14 protein-coding genes and 1 riboswitch are annotated in these 19125 nt (G+C 64.1%); of the genes, 9 read left to right on the forward strand and 5 right to left on the reverse strand.

The window, feature by feature from the left end; translation table 11 throughout:
* Positions 1–3 precede the first annotated feature (3 nt).
* Positions 4–888 (forward strand): SDR family oxidoreductase, encoded by an 885-nt coding sequence (locus tag WDO72_20415; GenBank protein ID MEJ0088038.1) that lies wholly within the window; start codon positions 4–6, stop codon positions 886–888.
* Between the two features lies 1 nt (position 889).
* Here the strand turns inward: WDO72_20415 and WDO72_20420 are convergent, their stop codons facing one another.
* Positions 890–2380: an amidohydrolase family protein gene (locus WDO72_20420; GenBank protein MEJ0088039.1), complete on the reverse strand. Its 1491-nt coding sequence runs from the start codon at positions 2378–2380 to the stop codon at positions 890–892.
* 9 nt (positions 2381–2389) lie between these two features.
* A complete protein-coding gene (locus WDO72_20425; protein ID MEJ0088040.1) occupies positions 2390–2773 on the reverse strand; it encodes an EthD family reductase in 384 nt (127 codons plus the stop codon).
* 295 nt (positions 2774–3068) lie between these two features.
* Here WDO72_20425 and WDO72_20430 point away from each other — a divergent pair, with 295 nt between their 5' ends.
* From WDO72_20430 to WDO72_20440, 3 genes are all read left to right on the forward strand, one after another.
* Complete coding sequence (locus WDO72_20430) at positions 3069–5252, forward strand: PQQ-dependent dehydrogenase, methanol/ethanol family (protein ID MEJ0088041.1); 2184 nt, start codon at positions 3069–3071, stop codon at positions 5250–5252.
* Between the two features lie 25 nt (positions 5253–5277).
* Positions 5278–6357, forward strand: a complete 1080-nt coding sequence (locus WDO72_20435; protein ID MEJ0088042.1) for an SDR family NAD(P)-dependent oxidoreductase — start codon at positions 5278–5280, stop codon at positions 6355–6357.
* 182 nt (positions 6358–6539) lie between these two features.
* Complete coding sequence (locus tag WDO72_20440; protein MEJ0088043.1) at positions 6540–9077, forward strand: TonB-dependent receptor; 2538 nt, start codon at positions 6540–6542, stop codon at positions 9075–9077.
* A gap of 181 nt (positions 9078–9258) precedes the next feature.
* On the opposite strand, the gene WDO72_20445 is transcribed toward WDO72_20440, so the two are convergent.
* The 3 genes from WDO72_20445 to WDO72_20455 form a co-directional block, all read right to left on the reverse strand.
* A complete protein-coding gene (locus tag WDO72_20445; GenBank protein ID MEJ0088044.1) occupies positions 9259–10512 on the reverse strand; it encodes a gallate dioxygenase in 1254 nt (417 codons plus the stop codon).
* A 76-nt stretch (positions 10513–10588) separates the two neighbouring features.
* Positions 10589–12043, reverse strand: a complete 1455-nt coding sequence (locus WDO72_20450) for a carotenoid oxygenase family protein (GenBank protein MEJ0088045.1) — start codon at positions 12041–12043, stop codon at positions 10589–10591.
* Between the two features lie 3 nt (positions 12044–12046).
* Positions 12047–13483: an MFS transporter gene (locus tag WDO72_20455; protein MEJ0088046.1), complete on the reverse strand. Its 1437-nt coding sequence runs from the start codon at positions 13481–13483 to the stop codon at positions 12047–12049.
* A gap of 37 nt (positions 13484–13520) precedes the next feature.
* On the opposite strand from WDO72_20455, the gene WDO72_20460 reads away from it, so the two are divergent.
* From WDO72_20460 to folD, 5 genes are all read left to right on the forward strand, one after another.
* Complete coding sequence (locus WDO72_20460; protein MEJ0088047.1) at positions 13521–14516, forward strand: methylenetetrahydrofolate reductase; 996 nt, start codon at positions 13521–13523, stop codon at positions 14514–14516.
* Positions 14517–14536: 20 nt separating this feature from the next.
* A complete protein-coding gene (locus WDO72_20465; GenBank protein MEJ0088048.1) occupies positions 14537–15496 on the forward strand; it encodes a carbohydrate kinase family protein in 960 nt (319 codons plus the stop codon).
* A gap of 22 nt (positions 15497–15518) precedes the next feature.
* Positions 15519–16694, forward strand: a complete 1176-nt coding sequence (metK, locus tag WDO72_20470; GenBank protein ID MEJ0088049.1) for a methionine adenosyltransferase — start codon at positions 15519–15521, stop codon at positions 16692–16694.
* 16 nt (positions 16695–16710) lie between these two features.
* A riboswitch (S-adenosyl-L-homocysteine riboswitch) is annotated at positions 16711–16787 on the forward strand.
* Positions 16788–16811: 24 nt separating this feature from the next.
* Positions 16812–18230 (forward strand): adenosylhomocysteinase, encoded by a 1419-nt coding sequence (gene ahcY, locus WDO72_20475; GenBank protein MEJ0088050.1) that lies wholly within the window; start codon positions 16812–16814, stop codon positions 18228–18230.
* A 16-nt stretch (positions 18231–18246) separates the two neighbouring features.
* Positions 18247–19122, forward strand: coding sequence for a bifunctional methylenetetrahydrofolate dehydrogenase/methenyltetrahydrofolate cyclohydrolase FolD (gene folD / locus WDO72_20480; protein ID MEJ0088051.1), 876 nt, complete (start codon positions 18247–18249; stop codon positions 19120–19122).
* The last annotated feature ends 3 nt before the right edge of the window (positions 19123–19125 follow it).

Here is a 19125-nt window from a genome sequence, read left to right on the forward strand (position 1 = left end):
TCGATGGAAACACTGCGCGACAAGGTGGCCTTCGTGACGGGTGGCGCGAGCGGCATCGGTCTCGGCATCGCCAAGGCGATGGTGGAATCCGGCATGCGCGTGGTTATTGCCGACGTGCGCGACGATCATCTCGCGGACGCGCGTGCCTGGTTCGTCTCGCAGAAGCAGAGCCGGCGCATCAAGACGATCAAGCTCGATGTGACGAATCGCAAGGCCTACGCGCGCGCGGCCGACAAGGCCGAGGCGGCGTTCGGCAGGATCCACGTGCTGGTCAACAACGCCGGCCTGGGCTTGTTAGGCACCATCGACAAGACGAAGTTCGACGACTGGGACTGGGGCATGGACGTGATGATCGGCGGCGTCATCAACGGCATCCTCACGATCCTGCCGCGCATGCGCGCGCACGGCGAGGGCGGGCACATCGTCAACACCTCGAGCATGGCGGCGCTGGTGCCGATCCCGAATTGTTCCATCTACATCACCGCAAAATCGGCGCTGGTCGGGTTGTCGGAATGCCTGGCCGGCGAGCTCGCGCCGCACAACATCGGGGTGTCGGCGTTTTGTCCGGGGCCGGTGCAGAGCAATATCCGCGAGCTCGGCAAGCTGCGGCCCGACAAGTACAAGAAGGATTCGGGCCTCGGGGATTTCGAGAAGCAGCTCGCGACGCGGCCTACCAGCGAGCTGTGGATGGACGCGGTCGAATGCGGACGGCGCGTCGTGCGCGGCATCGAGCGCAACGACCTGTACATCTTCACGCATCCGGAGTTCAAGGACGGAGCGCGCGAGCGCTGCGACAAACTGCTGGCGTCGTTTCCGGATGAGCCGATCAATCAGGCGCGTGCCGACGGGATCAAATTCCTGCTGTCGAATCCCATCTTCAAGAACTGACTCACGCGGGTGCGACGTACCCGTATCGCAGGTTGCTGGGCAGGCCACCCATCGAGAGATATTCGCCCTTGATCGCCTCGAAATTGTCGGCCGATAACCTGGTCGCCGCTGCGGGATCGATCTTGTAGAGCTTCGACGCGTTGCCCGCGAAGATCTTCGACTTCACGGGCCCGTCGGCGGCGCCGAGCGATTTGTAGCCATGCTTCTTCTGCATGTCCTCGGGGATTTCCAGGCGACGCATCGCTTCGATCTGCCATTGCGGCGAACCCCACCACACCGAATCCGTGCCCCATACGACGCGGTCTTCGCCCAGCCCCTTGATCAGCGTGCCCATCAGCGCGGCGGCGAGTTTCGGATGCGTCACACAGGTATTGGCGAAACACGCGCCGAGTTCGCCGTACACGTTTTTCACGCCGAACTTCGCGGGGATGTCGGCGAGATCGGAGACCCAGTCGAACCGGCCGGTCTTCTCGAACTGCGCGAGCTCGCGATCCGGCAGCTCGAGGAACGGGCGCATCGCCGAGTGATAGATGACGAAGTTGATCTGCGGCCAGTCCTTCGCAGCCTTGCCCACGTCCCAGACGGTGGCGTATTGCCACATGTCGGCCCACGAGGTCATGTAGTCGGCGGGCATCAGGCCCTTGTGCACGCAGATGGTGTTGATGCCGCGCTTGAGCATGGCTTCGTACAGCGGATACACCAGCTTCTCGTCGTCGAGGCGCCAGTTGGTCTTCTTCTTCGTCTGGTAGATAGGATCGCCGATCGTGTAGCCCTTGATGCTGTCGGGCTTGAGCTGGTCCATCACGCGGACGATTTCCTCGAACCATCCGGGAGTGCCGGGCGTCACGATGCCGTGCCCGAGGCAGCGGCGCGACCCCGCCACCTTGTTCACGACGTCGCGCGCCGCGGCGATCTGGTCGTTGGTCAGGAAGAGATATTCGTAGTCGTCGGTCGGCGTGCCCGAGATCATCGCGACCTTGGTGTCGCTGTCGACGAAGATCTCCTTCACGTAGTTCTGGAACTTGTAGCGCGTGAGCCCATCGCTGCCGGGGATGTCGGGATTCCAGTGCTTCTTCGCGAAGTCGGCGGAGAAGACCAGCAATTGCTGCGTGTAGTCGTCGCGCACGAAATGCGTCTGGCAGTCGACGATGAACTGGTTGGAAAGCGCTTTGGCGCGTGCATCCGCCAGGCCGGGCGTCGCGGCTTCGGCACGCGACGCGGTGAACACCGGGCCAAACACTTCGTTGAACGCGAGAAAGGCGGCGGACATGCCGGCCGCGGAGGAGAGGAACGAGCGGCGGTTCAGTCCGTGTCGCGGCGCGAGCTCGTCGGCGAGGGCGCTGATGCGGGCTTCTACGCGCCGCTGATCGTCGCTCTGCGGCAGCGGCGTGAATTCGCCGTTGCTGACCACCTGCGTGGGAATCGGCGAGCCCGAGTCGCGCTGCTCGGCGGGCGTGAACGTCGCAAGTTCCGTATCGCTGATGAAGCGCATGGCGGTCTCCTATTCGACGATTTCCTCGATCTGCGCCACCGGCGGGACGCTCGAGAAGTTAGGCACGTCGGCGATGAGTTGGCCGATGTGCTCTTTGGTGGCCGCGTCGAAACCTTCCATCGAGAAGATTTCGATGGTCACTGACGCGACGAAAGCGGGCGGCGAACCATCGCCCTTGCGGATGCCCTTGCGTATCTGCATCGTGCCCGCCGACGCTCCGAACCACTCGCGCATCATGCCGAGGTGTTTGTCGCGGTAGTAGTCGAAATCGAAGCGTACGTCCGGCTGCCAGGGATACAGCACGGTCAGGCAGTGACGTCGGGTGGACGCGGCGGCCGCGAGCGGCGCGCTCAACAGGCTGGACAAAGCGGTGAAGCCGCCGAGCACTGTCACGGCGGCGTCTCGTCTCGTTATTCGCACTGAATTTCTCCCCCGTCTTCCAGAGTGGTGCCGCAGAGTGGTGCCGGGGTGCAATTCTCGTAATTGCGCGAACGCCGAGTTTCAGCCAGCGCTCGCGCAATTACGAGAATTGCACCCCGGCACCACTCTGCGGCACCACTTCCGACCGCAAGTTATCACGGCGCTCCGGCGCGCCGCTGTCGCGAATGACGAGTCCGGTTTCAGTTTGAGTCGAGTGTCGAATCGTGGTGAAGTCGAGAGTGATTCAACGAGCCAGCGGAGAGGGGACATGCCGGTCTTGCGTTACGTTTGCTTCGCAGCGCTGTGGGCCGCGGTGGCAGCCGCGCCGGCGGCCACTCCGACGATCGACAATACCGCACTCAACAACGATGCCGACGGGCGCAACTGGGCGGCGTACGGCCGCACTTTCGGCGAAACCCACTACAGCCCGCTCGCGGAGATCAATCGCCAGACGGTGCCGCGATTGAATCTGGCGTGGACGCTCGACCTCGACGTCACCAACAATCTCTCCACGCCGCTCGCCGTCGACGGCGTCATCTACGTCGCCTCGGGTTACAGCTTCGTTCACGCGGTGGACGCCAAAACCGGCAAACTGCTGTGGCGTTTCGACCCCGAAGTCCTGAAAGCCGCCGGCAACAAGCTGCGCACCGGCTGGGGCATTCGCGGCCTCGCGTTCTGGAAAGGCCGACTGTTCGTCGGCACACACGATGGCCGATTGATCGCGATCGACGCAAAAACCGGCCAGCAGGTCTGGAGCGTGCAGACCATCGACACCGCCGATGGCTCCTTCGTTTCCGGCCCGCCGCGTGTATTCAACGACAAGGTGGTGATCGGGTTCGGCGGCGGCGACTTCGGCGCCGTACGCGGCTACGTGACCGCCTACGACACCAACACCGGCAAACAACTGTGGCGCTGGTTCACCGTGCCGGGCGACCCGTCCAAGGGTTTCGAAAACGCCGCGATGGAGATGGCGGCAAAAACCTGGACCGGCGAGTGGTGGAAATACGGCGGCGGCGGCACGGTCTGGAACGCCATGACCTACGACCCGGAGTTCAACCGGCTCTACATCGGGACGGGCAACGGCGGTCCTTGGAACTGGAAGATCCGCAGTCCCGGGGGCGGCGACAACCTGTTCCTGTGTTCGGTGGTCGCGCTGAACGCCGACACCGGCGAATACGTCTGGCACTACCAAACTACTCCCGGCGATTCGTGGGACTACAACTCCGCGATGGACATGACGCTGGCCACGCTCGACATCGGCGGTGCGCCGCGCAAGGTCATCCTGCACGCGCCCAAGAACGGCTTCTTCTACGTGCTCGATCGCGCCACGGGCAAACTGGTCTCCGCCGAGAAGTTAGGCACGGTCACCTGGGCGACGAAGGTGGACCTCGCCACCGGCCGCCCGATCCTCACGCCCAACGCGCGCTACGAGAATGGGCCCGTCACGTTGTGGCCGAGTTTCCAGGGCGTGCACAATCTTTATCCGCAATCGTTCAGCCCGCTGACGAAGCTGGTCTATGTGCCGACCATCGAGATGCCGGCGCAGTTCGGCGGCGACGTCGACGTGAAGAACTGGCATCCACTGCCATCGTCCATCCAGTTCACGGGTTTTCCGACCGCCGACGGCGATCCGCCGGCCGACGCCGGCAAGAGTTATCTGACCGCCTGGGATCCGGTGAAACAGCGCGCCGCCTGGCAGCAGCCGACGCCCGGCCCGCACAACGGCGGCACGCTCGCGACCGGCGGCGACCTGGTGTTCCAGGGCCAGGCGGACGGATACATCAACGCCTACGGCGCGTCCGACGGCCGGCGCGTCTGGTCGTTCTACGCCGCCACCGCGGCGCTCGGCACCCCGATCACGTTCGCCATCGGCAAACAACAATACGTGTCGATCCTGACCGGCCCGCTGCACGGCGCGCCGGGTGGTTTCGGTTCGATGGCCGCGAAGTTCGGCTGGGACCCGCGCATCCATCCGCGGCGCCTGCTCACGTTCGTGCTGGACGGCAAGGGCAAACTACCGCCCACCCCGCCGCCGGTGTTTGCGAAGCCGCTCGACGCGCCCGAGATGAATGTCGATGATGCGCTCGTGAAGGAAGGTATTCAGCAATGGTCGCGTTGCCAGCTCTGTCATGGCCCGGGCGCCGTGGCTGGCGGTACGGCGCCCGACCTGCGCGCGTCGCAGATCGTGCTGAATCCGGCGTCCTTCGCAACCGTGGTCAAGGGCGGGCTCGAGTCGCGCGGCATGCCGAAGTTCGGCGAGCTCAGCGATCGCGAGCTCGACGCGCTGCGCAACTACGTCCGATACCGCGCGCGGCTCGCGACACGTCCGAATGGCGTTGCGCCACCGGTCGAGGCGCCAAAGCCCGTCGAAGCCGAAAAGCCTGCCGAGAATCAGGAGCCGCCCAAACCACCGGGCTCGCTCGAGTCCACCGGCGCACCGCCGCCCACATGAGCCAGACCCAGTGGAGGATGAATCCATGCGCAGGGAATCGAATGGCGCTTCGCGGCGCGAGTTTCTCGGGGCGGGCACGCTGGCGGTCGCCGCCGGCACGGCCGGCGTGATGGGGCTGGGCGCGGACGCTTCAGCTCAGACCGGGGGCGCGGGCGTCAATCCCGCGGTGACGAAAATCCAGAAGCCACTCGCGGACGTGAAAGGCAAAGTCGCCTTCATCACCGGCGGTTCGAGCGGCATTGGCCTCGGAATGGCGCGCGCGTTCTCGGCGGCCGGCATGAAGGTGATATTCACCTATCGCCGCGAGGATCATCGCGACGAGGCACTCAAGTTGTTAGGTACCGACAATCCCGGCGTCCACGCGATCAGGCTCGACGTCACCGATCGCGACGGTTTCGCGCGCGCCGCCGACGAGGCGGAAAAGACCTTCGGCAAGGTCCATCTGCTGGCGAACAATGCCGGCGTCGGCATCCGCGTCGGAACGGGAGAGGCCACGTTCAAGGACTGGGACTGGGGCCTCGGCGTCAACCTGGGCGGCGTGATCAACGGCATTGCCACGCTGCTGCCGCGCATGCGCGCGCACGGCGAGGGCGCACACGTCATCGTCACTTCGTCGTCGGCCGGCCTCGTCGCTGGCGGGCGCATCGGCATCTATGTGACTTCGAAGTTCGCCATCGTCGGCATGATGGAATCGCTGCGCGAGGAGATGGAGGGGGAGAACGTCGGCGTTTCCATCTTCTGCCCGGGGTTCGTGCAGTCGAACCTGATCGAGTCCGAAAAATTCCGTCCCTCGGAATACGTGAACGAGGTGCCGAAACCCAGTTCCGCGGCGATGTCGGCCCAGGACGAAGCGCTGGCGCGCAAGTTCATGTCGATCGGCATGGATGCGGTGGTGGCCGGAAATCACGTGCTCGACGGCATCCGCCGCAACGATCTTTATATCTTCACGCACCAGGAGTTCGAGCAGCCGACGCGCGAACGCATGGAGGCGTTGCTGGCTTCTTTTCCGGTTGCAAAGGCGCCGCGCGGGCGAAGCGAGGCGGCGAAGCGCTTCATGACCGATCTGTACGCGCGGGAGCGCGACCGGCGCTTGTCGGGACGATGATCCCGCCGGCTACCTGCCGAGCCCGATCCTCCGTGGCGTGGCCGCCACCCCTCCGGCGGCGCGCGCGGTTGAAACGCATTGCGCTGCCAGTTGCAAGTCCGCCACTGATTCGGCCCAAACTCTAACTATCAAAGTAGCCGATTCCTGATCCACAGAATATTCGTTTGAGAAGGGGGGTTAACGTGAGAGCTACGCGCCGCAAGCCGTTGGTAGAGTCCATTGCCGCAATTCTGGGTGTCGCCGCCGCCGGGCCCTTGCTGGCACAGCAGGCCGCCGAGGCCGACACACTCGAAGAAGTCATCGTCACCGCGCAGTTTCGTAAGCAGAACCTGCAGGACACACCGCTGGCCATCACGGCCGTCTCGGGCGACATGCTCGAGCGCCGCAGCCAGACGGACATCGCTGAAGTCGCCCGCCAGGCGCCCAACGTCACGCTGGCGGCGCAGAACCAGGAATATGCCTCCGGCCTCATCGCCTACATTCGCGGCATCGGCCAGAACGATCCAAATTTCGCGGTCGAGCCGGGCGTCGGCATCTACGTCGACGATGTCTACCTGCCGACCCTGACCGGCTCGCTGCTCGATCTGATGGATGTCGAACGGGTGGAAATCCTGCGCGGACCGCAAGGCACTCTTGCCGGGCGCAACTCGATCGGCGGCGCCATCAAGATGTATTCGGTGCGGCCGCAGGGCGACGACTCCGGCGCATTCCAGGCGACGTTTGGATCGTATGACCGCGTCGACCTGCGCGGTATCTTCGATGCCAAGCTTTCCGATACCGTTTCCTTGCGCGTGTCGGGAGTCAGCAAGAACGAGACCGGCTATATCAAGCGTGTCGATTTCGCGCTGACACACCCGGACTCCAACGTGCCCACGCAGGCCCACGGGCTGAGCCCCGTGCTCGGGCACGATGGCGGTGTTGCCATGGCGGCCGGCAAGATCGCGCTGCGCTGGCAGCCGAGCGACGCGGTCGACATCAACCTGTCGACCGACTACACGCGTGAACGCAACGATCCCGGCGTCGCGACACTGCTGTACGCAAACGCGGCGGGCGTGCTCAACGGCACTGAGTCGCGGCCCTGGCTGCGCGGCACCGACGGTCAACCCGTCCGCTACAACTGCCAGTTCGTGCCTTCGGGTCCGAACAGCTGCGACACGCAGACGCGGTATGACGGCCGTTACATCACGTATTCGACGTACGCCGATCTGTATGTCGGCGATACGCAGATGCCTTACAAGCCGCTGACCCTCGATCCGCATCGCGACATGGACAACTGGGGCATTGCGCTGTCCGCCGAATGGCAGCTCAGCGATGCGTTCTCGTTCGTGTCGATCACGTCCTATCGCGACTACAAGACCGACTGGTCATACGACGTGGACGGCGCGCCGCTCACGTCCAACCTGCTCAACCAGACGCAGACGAACGAGCAGATCAGCCAGGAGCTGCGCTTCAACGGCAAGGTCGGCATCGTGGACTTCACTGTGGGTGCGTTCTACTTCGACACGGACGGCTTCTACACCGGACGCATCGATATTCCGTATGGCGGCCTCGACTTCATCCACGGACCGGATCCGACGCCTTCGACCAACAAGGCGCTGTTTGCCAATGCAACCCTCAGCTTCACGGAAGCGTTCCACCTGACGGCGGGTGTGCGCGAGTCGTGGGACAAGAAGGACTACGAGTACCGCCGGCACAATCCGGACTACACGGATGTGCAGGGCCCCTGCAACTTCTTCCTCGGCGCTCCGATTGCCGGTCCGACCGCCGTCGGCAACCAGCCCAACTGCTTGTTGTTCGGGGTGAACGGCACGACAGCGCATTTCAAGAACGACCAGCTCGACTGGCGCGTCGCGCTCGACTACCGCTTCACGGAAGACCTGATGCTCTACACGCAGGCGGCCACCGGCTATCGCGCGGGCGGATTCAACGCACGGCCGTATTTCCCGAGCCAGGCAACGCCGCACGTGCCGGAGACGATCACGTCGTACGAGTTGGGCATGAAGACCGACCTGTTCGACAACAAGCTGCGCCTGAACCTGGCCGGGTTCTACTTCGACTACGACGACATCGTGCTGCTGTCGACCTTCTGCGCGAACCTGCCCGTTGGACAGCAGACACCTTGCCTGCGTCCGGACAACGTCGGTTCGGCGGAAGTGAAGGGCGTCGAGCTCGAGGCGTACTTCAACCCGACGGCGAACTTCAGCATCGATGCGTCGTTCAGCCTGCTCGATTTCCAGTACACGGATATCGTCGAAACCGCGGGTACGGGCGTCGGCATCAACGACATCACGCCGTACACGCCGGAGAAGAAGGCGAGCCTCGGCGTGCAATACGACGTCGACGACGTTCTGGGCGGCAAACTGTCGTTCCGTGTCGACGCGTCCTACCAGTCGGAGATCTTCACGGAAGCCGGGAATGTCCCCGGTCAGATCGTCTCCAGCACCAACGCGAGAGTCGCGCCTTACAGCCAGGCTGGCGGTGGTGGTCCGATCGCGAACCTGCTGGTCGACAATCTGATCGATGCGTACACGCTGGCCAACGCGCGTATCTGGTGGGAATCCGAGGCAAGCGGTTGGGGTCTGGCGCTCGAAGTCCAGAACCTGACCGACAAGTACTACCTCGGGACCAAGGTGAACGACTCCTACTCGGTTGGCCATGTCTATGGCTCGCCGGGCAAGCCGCGCACCTGGGCCATCACGGTGAAGAAATCGTTCAATTGATTCGCAGTTGAAGGACGGGGGTGGCAGCAATGCCACCCCCGTTTGGCTGACGCCGGACCCCCGGGCAGAAGCCAGTTGGTGGCGGGTCAGTTGGTGCCAGGTGGGACTTGCGGGAACTAGCTTCTCAAGCTAATTCCCGCAAGTCCCACCTGGCACCAACTGACTCCACCGACCTTCCAATCTACTTCCCCGCGACCGAATACAGGATCTGCGCGTTGCGCGTCTTCTGGAATTCCTCGAGGGTGAGGCCGCGGAACGCGGCGTAGACGTGCAGGTTGGTGGTGCCCACCACCGCCGCGAGTTTTTCCAGCAGGAAGAAGATCACGCCGTAGCGGATCAGTCCCAGCCAGTCGCGGCGGCGCACCAGATCCTGTTCCTCATCCGTCAGACCGGCCTGCGCGAACATCGGCTCCGGGTCCGCGAGAAATCGCTTGCGGTAGTCGGGCTCGATCAACCCGTGCAGGAAATGATTGAGGCGGTACGCCTTGACGCTGCGATCGAGCGTGAAGGGGTAGGTCCCCGGCAGCTGATCGATCCCCACCCATTCGCGCCCGATCCGTTCGCGGTGCGCCGCCGGTGACTCGGCCACCTCGTCGTCCGGCACGTTCTCGAAGATCAGCGTCGCGATGGGGGTCATCGACGGCAGGTAGTAAGACTGGTGCAGCTTGCGTACGCGTTTGTTGAGCGCGCCGCGCATCAGCAGCCACATGATCACTTCGGAGCCTTCGAGTCCGCCGCGCCGGGCGTACTCGGCGATCGTGAGCTGCGTCAGCTGCTCCGGGTCCTTCTCGAGCAATTCGAGAAACTCCATGTCCCACGGTGTGTTGTTGAAGCCCGCGCGTTCGCCATGCACCTGGTGCGACAGTCCACCGGTACCTACGATCGCGACCTTCAGATCCTGCGGAAAACTCTCGATCGCGCGCCGCAGCGCCTGCCCGAGCTTGTAACAACGCCGCGCGGACGGAATCGGAAACTGCAGCACGCCCACCTGCAGCGGCACGATGGCGCCGGGCCAGGTGGTGTCGTGCGGCCACACCACCGACAGCGGCGAGAAGCAGCCGTGGTCGAGGCCCTTGCCCTGGAAATACGACAGATCGAACTCGTCGGCGACCAGCGAGGTCGCGATGTGTTGCGCGAGCGCGGGATGCCCCGCGATCGCAGGCAGCTTGCGCGGTCCCCCGCCTTCGTCCGCCGGCCAGTACCGGTCGCCGACCCCCAGCGCGAACTGCGAGTAGTGATCGAAGAAGAAGGAGGTGATGTGATCGTTGTAGATCATCACCAGCACATCGGGCTTGCGCTCGGCCAGCCACGCACGCACGGGTTCATATCCCGCGAAGATCGGCGCCCATACCGGGTCGTTTTGCTTCTTTGCATCGAGCGCGAAGCCAATGGTCGGCGTATGCGAAGTTGCGATGCCACCTACGATGGTTGCCATAGAATCGATTTCCTCGTTGTCGGAGCGGTCGTGTGCTGTTCGTGTTCACGCGCTCGAACTGCCTGAACAGACTTTATTAGGCGCGGGCAGATTGCGGCACCCACCAGCCGTGGATCTGGCTGAAAATCCGGAACGGCAATCGCACGGTCGCCAGCGGGCCTTCCGCCAGGCGCTGCGCATCGAGGATCAGCAGGTCGGTGCGTGCCTCGAATGGCCGATGCGCGGTGCCGATCAGATAACCTTCACCTTCGGCGGCACGGGCGCTGCGCGGTACGAAGCAGGGCTCCTGCAAACCCGAATCGGCTCCGACGAAATACTGTTGCGCCTTTCGTGCGGCGTGATCGAAGCGAACCCAGGTGTTGAGCGGCCGCACCGGAGCAGCCGCCAGCCGCGGATCGAGCGGTTGCGTGGCATCGAGGCAGGGCATGAAGCCTACGGAATATGGAATCGTCTGGTACCGATCGTCCTGCCGCGACAACACGCCGGTGTGCGGATAGAGCACTTCCATCTCGTAGCCGGGGCGGGCGGCGTCAGCCAGGTCGACGGATAACCGCGTGATGCGCCCCTGCGCGGCGACGGCATCGAACGGGCTGCCATCCTTGTTAGGGAAGAACGGGAACTGGTTTCTGGCGCCCATATCCATGTCGACAAACACGCGCTCGCCATCCGAGAAACACCCCATCGTGTGTGTCGCGCAACGCTCGGGCCCCCTGAACCAGCGCAGGTCGGATCCGTCGCCGTCGCGCCGCATGACGCCCAGCCAGGTCGGCTGCGTCGAGTCCCAGGCAAAGTGCACGCGGCCGGCCTTCATGCCCGGCACGTCCGTCACCATCGGGATCACCAGCAGCGCTATGTGCTTCTGGGTCACGGCGAAGTCGTGGACCATGCCGACGTACGGCACCTTGATCCAGCGCTCGCGCAGGAGCGTGCCGTGTTTGTCGACCGCGACGATCGCGACATCGTCGCTGGCTTCGCCGCGCGCTTCATAACCGAAGGCGATCAGCTCGCCGGTTTCCGGGTCGATCTTGGGATGAGCGCTGAACGTCAAACTACTCAGCGCGCCGCCAAAGGTGTAGTAGTCGTCGGTGGTGGCCAGCGTGTCCGGGTCCATCGCCACCGGCGGGCTGTCTTCCTTGAGCGCCAGCAGCTTGCCGTGGTGAAACACCACTGCCGTGTTGGCCGTGCCGCGGCTCACGCCTGCGACGCGCGGGTCGTCGCTGTGCGGATTGCGGTACGTGCCGAACAGCGATTCGCGCGCGGCCTCCTGCGCTTTGAAGCGCTGCGTACGGATGTAGCGGCTCTTGTAGTCGACGCGCCCTTCGGAGAAACGAAACATGCCGACGTGGCCTTCACCATCGAACGGGATGTTGGGCAGCCGGGGCGGATACTGAAAGTCCGGCCCGACCCGGTAGAACGAGCCGGCGAGCCCAGCGGGGATCGTTCCTTCGACTTCACAGTCCGCGATGTCGATCTCGGCGCGCAACGGCGCGAACGGCCCCCGAAACATCGGATCGAGAAAACGCGGCGCCACGGCTCAGCCATGCCAGGCGCGTGCGCGTTCGAACGCCTGCGCGTACGGTTTGAGGCCCTTCCAGAAAATGAACACCGCGAGCGGTCCGAACACCGCGTGTGTCAGCGCGAGCGAGTAACGCACCGCGCCGGGATCCGCAAACACGCTGTCGTTGAGCCAGCCGATGAACGGCGGGCCGATGGCGGCGCCCACCGTGAACACGAACAGGAACGATGCGGTGATCTGGCCGCGCATCTCGTTCGGCACGATGGACTGGAAAGCCGCGTTCAGCGGCCCCGTGCCGATGCTGATGAGCGAGGTGCTCAGCACCGACATCACCAGTGCCAGATATGGATTGGGCACCAGCGCGAACCCGATCGCGAAGGGCAGGTGCAGCAGCGAGCCGTAGAACACCACGCGCAGATTCGCGTCCGGCACGCCGCGTTTCGCCAGCCGTTCGGCGAGCCACCCGCCGAACAACAGGCCCGCGGGCGCGAGAATCACCGTCAGGATGCCCTGGATGATTCCGTACTGCTGCGGCGACCAGCCGAAGGTGCGTGAGTAGAAAGGCGCCATCCAGAAGGCCGCGCCCATCGCGATGCAATTGCACAGCAGTCCGAGGTACAGCGGGCCGAACGCGCTGCGGTTCTTCCAGAAGTAGCCGGTCACCTCGCGCAGCGGCATCAGCGCAATCTTCTGCGTGGTGGTGGCGGCGGCATTGCGCAGGCCGCGGCGCACCGGCTCGGTCACCGTCGCGAGCATCAGGAATGCCAGCGCAAGGTCGGGGATGGCGAGCACGAGGAACACGAATTGCCATGGCCGCAGCGTCCCCACCAGCGGCAGCGTGATGTCGGGCACGCTCGAGAGCGCGCCGATCAGCGTCGCGCCCAACAACATGGCGGCGCCGAGCCCGAACATGAAGCCGATGTTCATGACCGACACGGCCTTCGCCAGTTTCGACGCAGGGAACATGTCGCCGAGCATGGAGTAGGTAGCCGGGCCGTTACCCGCGCCGCCGACGCCGCTGGCGAGTCGCGCCAGCAACAGCATGGCTGCGGTGGCCGCGAGGCCGCTCCAGACGCTGGTGACGCCGAGCACCAGCAGCCCGAGGCCGATGATGAGCTTGCGGCTGAACCGGTCCACCAGGTATCGGCCGATGGGCAGGCTGACCAGGGCGTTGATGAACCCGGCCGCGGTGCCGACGATCAGCGCCACCTGCAGATCCGACAGCGCCAGATCGCGCTTGATGGGTTCGATCAGCAGGCTCACGACGAATTGATTGCCGAACAGCGTCATCACGGTGAGGCCGAAGATCGTGACGCCGTACCAGGAACGCGCCGCGCTCGGCCACGGCTCGCTCGAAGCGGGCGTGATGAAAGGCTGCGGAAGGGCGTGCGTTTCCATCGTGGTGTCCACCGGCATCGTACCGACAACGCGGGCCACGGCGTTTGCGCTGTGCATCGAGTTTTCGTTCGCGGCGGATGCGACGCGAAAACCGATGGCTCTCATCCGCACAAGCAATTTCATCGCACGCGCACGCGCACGTACCGTGCGCCGCATGAATGCACACATGCAGCCGTCGCAGACCGATACCCACGCCCTCAAGCAACGCCTGCGCGAGTTCGTCGCGGCGGGTTCGACCGAGGTCACGCCGCATGACGAGGCGCGGCTTGACGAATTTGCACGCCTGATCCCGCCCAGCATGTGTGTGTATGTGGCGCACACGCCGAAGGCCAGCCTCGAGGACGTGGTGCGCGTGGCGCTGCGGCTGCGCGCGCACGGCCTCAGTGTTTCACCACATATCGTGGCGCGGCGCGTGGACGATCTCGACGGGCTGCGTGGCGCGCTGCGGAAACTCGTGTCGGCCGGCGTCGAGCAGATCCTGCTCATCGCCGGTGATCGCGCGGCTTCGCAGGGCTGCTTCACGAGCACGCTCGAATTGCTCGAGTCGCGCGTCACGCTCGATGCCGGTATCCACCGGATCGGAGTGGCCGGTCATCCGGAGGGCCACCCGGTCGTGCCGGAGGCCACGCTGTGGGAGGCACTCGCGCAAAAGCAGGCTTTCGCCGCGGCCAGTGGTACCCGGATGCACATCGCCACGCAGTTCGGCTTCGACGCGCGGGCGCTTGGAGTCTGGGAACGAGGCCTCGCCGCGCGGGGCATCACCCTGCCTATCCACGCGGGTGTCGCCGGACCCACGCCGCTGACGCGCCTGCTCAAGTACGCGATGCAATGCGGTGTCGGTGCCTCGCTCCAGGCAGTGACGGGAAATTCCTTAACTATCGGGCGCTTACCCCACCTCGTAACGCGGGTCGATGAAATGCTGCTGGGCGTTTATGCGGCCAAGCAAGCAACCCCTGATTCGCGTATCTTTGCGCCCCATTTCTTCGCGTTCGGCGGCGTTCTGGAGACGGCGCGCTGGCTGCGGGCGGTGACCGACGGGTCGTTCGAGCTCAATGAGTCCGGAACGGGGTTCGCCGATATCGACACATAAAGGATTGGCCTGGATTCGGCATGGCGGCAATAGACAAGAGCGCTCTCATCTGCGGATCGGTTGCCTACGACACCATCATGGTGTTCCCGGACCGCTTTCAGAAACACATCCTCGCCGACAAGCTGCACATGCTGAACGTCGCCTTCCTGGTGCCGCAGATGCGGCGCGAGTTCGGCGGCTGCGCGGGCAACATCGCCTACAACCTCAAGTTGCTCGGCGACACGGGCTACCCCATGGGCGGTATCGGCTCGGATTTCGCGCCGTACCGGGAGTGGATGCAGAAGGTCGGGATGTCCGGGAAGTATCTCGTGACCATCCCCGAGGAACATTGCGCCCAGGCGTTCATCACCACCGACCTCGATTCCAACCAGATCACCGCCTTCCATCCCGGCGCCATGAACCATTCGCATCGCATCAAGGTGCCGGCGAATGACGGTATATCGATCGGTGTTATCGCCCCGGACAGCCGCGAAGGCATGCTGCAGCACGCCGAGCAGTTCAAGGCCGCCAACATCCCGTTCATCTTCGATCCGGGCCAGGCGATGCCGCTGTTCGCCGGCGACGATTTCAAGCGCTTCATCTCGATTGCGGATTGGCTGGCGGTCAACGATTACGAATGGGCCCTGTTGCAGGAACGCACCGGCTGGAACGAAGCCGACGTGTGCAAACACGTCAAGGCGCTGATCATCACGCGCGGCGGCGAGGGCTCGGTGATCCACGCCAATGGCAAGGTCCATCACATCCCGTGTGCGCCGGCGCGCGAAGTCGTCGATCCGACCGGTTGCGGCGACGCCTACCGCGCGGGCCTGATTCACGGCATCCTTCGCGGACTCGACTGGGACACCACGGGGCGTATCGCTTCGCTCATGGGCGCCATCAAGATCGCCGTTCGCGGCACGCAGAACCATACATTCACGGCGGCGGGGTTCGCGCAAATGTACGCGGCCGCTTTCGGCGCACCGTTGCGCGCCGCCAGTTAGGACATCAGGCAAGAGGTAGGCAATGAGCAGTTTTCTGTTTACGTCGGAGTCGGTTTCTGAAGGCCACCCGGACAAGGTCGCGGACCAGATTTCGGACGCGGTGCTCGATGCGTTGCTGACGCAGGACAAGTTCTCGCGCGTCGGCGCCGAGACGCTCTGCAATACCGGTCTGGTCGTGCTCGCCGGTGAGATCACCACGAAGGCCGTGGTCGATTTCCACGCCATCACGCGCGACACCATCAAGGACATCGGTTACGACAACTCCGACTACGGCATCGACTACAAGGGTTGCGCCGTGCTCGTGGCCTACGACAAGCAGTCCCCGGACATCGCCCAGGGCGTGGATGAAGGCAAGGGCCTGAACCTCGAACAGGGCGCCGGCGACCAGGGCATGATGTTCGGCTACGCGTGCACCGAGACCGAGAGCCTCATGCCGCTGCCTATCTACCTCTCGCACCGGCTGGTGGAGAAGCAGGCGCAGCTGCGCAAGAACGGCAAGCTCAAGTGGCTGCGCCCGGATGCGAAGTCGCAGGTCACGGTGAAGTATGTCGACGGCAAGCCGTCGGAGATCGACACCATCGTGTTGTCGACCCAGCATCATCCGGAAGTCGAGCACAAACACATCGAGCAGGCCGTGATCGAGGAGATCATCAAGCCGGTGCTGGCCGGGCAGACGCTGTCGAAGAACATCAAGTACCTGGTCAATCCGACCGGGCGCTTCGTGATCGGCGGGCCGCAGGGCGACTGCGGGCTCACGGGCCGCAAGATCATCGTCGACACGTATGGCGGCGCCGCGCCGCATGGCGGCGGCGCGTTCTCGGGCAAGGATCCTTCGAAGGTCGATCGCTCGGCGGCCTATGCGGCACGCTATGTGGCGAAGAACATCGTCGCCGCCGGTCTCGCCAGCAAGGCGCAGGTGCAGATTTCGTACGCGATCGGCGTGGCCCAGCCCACCAGCGTCATGGTCACCACCTTCGGCACCGGCAAGGTCTCGGACGAGAAGCTCGAAGCGCTGGTCCGCCAGCATTTCGATCTGCGCCCGAAGGGTATCGTGCAGATGCTCGACCTGCTGCGTCCCATCTACAAGAAGACCGCCGCGTACGGCCACTTCGGCCGCAACGAGCCGGAATTCACCTGGGAAAAGACCGACAAGGCCGCGGCTCTCGCCGCGGATGCCGGAATTCGCAAGACCGCGTAACGTTTCCAAAGGCGGTTCTACCGAGGAGCGCTGCAGCGTCATGGACGCGAGGCTCGGAGGATCGCCGATCGATTCCAACGGCGCTCTCTAACTTTAGAAACTAGATAGAGAGGTTTTATGAACGCTGTAGTGAAGCCCGGCACGGGCGCCGATTACGTCATCGCCGACATCAAACTCGCCGACTGGGGCCGCAAAGAGCTCAACATCGCCGAGGGCGAAATGCCCGGCCTCATGGCGATCCGCGAGGAATACGCCAAGACCCAGCCGCTCGCGGGCGCCCGCATCACGGGCTCCCTGCACATGACCATCCAGACCGCCGTGTTGATCGAGACGCTGCAGGCGCTCGGCGCCAAGGTGCGCTGGGCGTCGTGCAATATCTTCTCGACACAGGATCACGCGGCCGCGGCGATTGCCGTCAAGGGCACGCCGGTATTCGCGGTGAAGGGCGAGACGCTCAAGGATTATTGGGATTACACCCATCGCATCTTCGAGTGGCCCAGCGGCGAGTACAGCAACATGATCCTCGATGATGGCGGCGACGCCACGTTGCTGCTGCACCTGGGCACCAAGGCCGAGAAGGACCTGAGCCTGCTCGACAAGCCGGGCAGCGAGGAAGAGATCGAGCTGTTCAATTCCATCAAGGCCACGCTCAAGCGCGACCCGAAGTGGTATTCGACGCGCCTCAAGCAGATCAAGGGTGTGACGGAAGAAACCACCACCGGCGTGCATCGCCTCTACGACATGCACAAGCGCGGTGAGCTGGCGTTCCCCGCCATCAACGTCAATGACTCGGTCACCAAGAGCAAGTTCGACAACCTGTACGGTTGCCGTGAATCGCTGGTGGATGCCATCAAGCGCGCCACCGACGTCATGATCGCGGGCAAGGTCGCGGTAGTTGCCGGTTATGGCGACGTGGGCAAGGGTTCGGCGCAGGCGCTGCGCGCGTTGTCCGCCCAGGTGTGGGTGACGGAAGTCGATCCGATCTGCGCGCTGCAGGCGGCGATGGAAGGGTACCGCGTGGTGACGATGGAATACGCGGCCGACAAGGCCGACATCTTCGTCACGGCCACCGGCAATTTCCACGTGATCTCGCACGATCACATGAAGGCGATGAAGAACAACGCCATCGTCTGCAACATCGGCCACTTCGACAACGAGATCGATTGCGCGTCGCTCAAGCAGTACAAGTGGGACAACATCAAGCCGCAGGTCGATCACATCATCTTCCCGGACGGCAAACGCATCATCCTGCTGGCCGAAGGCCGGCTCGTGAACCTCGGCTGTGGCACGGGCCACCCGAGCTACGTGATGAGCTCGAGCTTCGCGAACCAGACCATCGCGCAGATCGAGCTGTTCACGCAGACGGCGAAGTACCCGCTCGGTGTGTACGTGCTGCCGAAGCACCTCGACGAGAAAGTGGCTCGCTTGCAGTTGAAGACGCTGAACGCAACGTTGAGCGTGCTCTCCGATACGCAGGCCAAATATATCGGCGTTGCGAAGACCGGCCCGTTCAAGGCCGACCACTATCGTTATTGAGCAAACAAGGGAAACTGTGACGGCCAGGATTCTCGACGGAAAAGCCGTCGCAGCAAGTGAAAGAGTGAAGTCGGCGGCGCGAGCCGCCGACTTCGTTTCGAAGTACGGCCGCGCGCCGGGCCTGGCGGTGGTGAAGGTGGGCGAAGACCCGGCCTCCGCGGTTTATGTGCGTAACAAGCGCAAGGCCTGCGAGGAGTGCGGCATCGCCTCGTTCGCGCACGATCTGCCCGTGACGACCACGCGCGCCGAACTGCTCGCGCTCATCAAGGCATTGAATGCCGATGACCGCGTCGACGGCATCCTGCTGCAGCTGCCGTTGCCGAAGGGTCTCGACAGCACCGAGATCATGGACACCATCGACCCGGCGAAGGATGTCGACGGTTTTCATCCCACCAATACCGGGTTGTTAGCCCAGAAGCGTCCGGGCCTGCGGCCGTGCACGCCGTGGGGGGTCATTCGCCTGGCCCATCATTACCAGCTCGACCTCACCGGTCTGCGCGCCGTGGTGGTGGGTGCTTCGAACATCGTCGGGCGGCCGATGGCGCTCGAGCTGCTGCTCGCGCGTTCGACGGTCACGGTCTGTCACACGGGAACGCGCGATCTGCGCGGGGAAGTGGAGCGGGCGGATCTCGTAGTGGCCGCGGTGGGCAAGGCTGCGTACATCCCTGGTATATGGATTCGTGATGGCGCCATCGTCATGGACGTGGGCATCAATCGTGGCGCGGACGGCAAACTCTGTGGCGACGTTGAGTACGCGGCGGCGGCCGAGCGCGCGGCGTGGATCACCCCCGTCCCGGGCGGCGTGGGACCGATGACGATCGCCATGCTTCTGTCCAATACGGTCGATGCGGCACTGGCGCGCAAGGGTGCGAAGGCCGTCTCGGGTTCGTGACCG

Source organism: Pseudomonadota bacterium, assembly GCA_037200975.1.
GTDB lineage: Bacteria > Pseudomonadota > Gammaproteobacteria > Steroidobacterales > Steroidobacteraceae > CADEED01.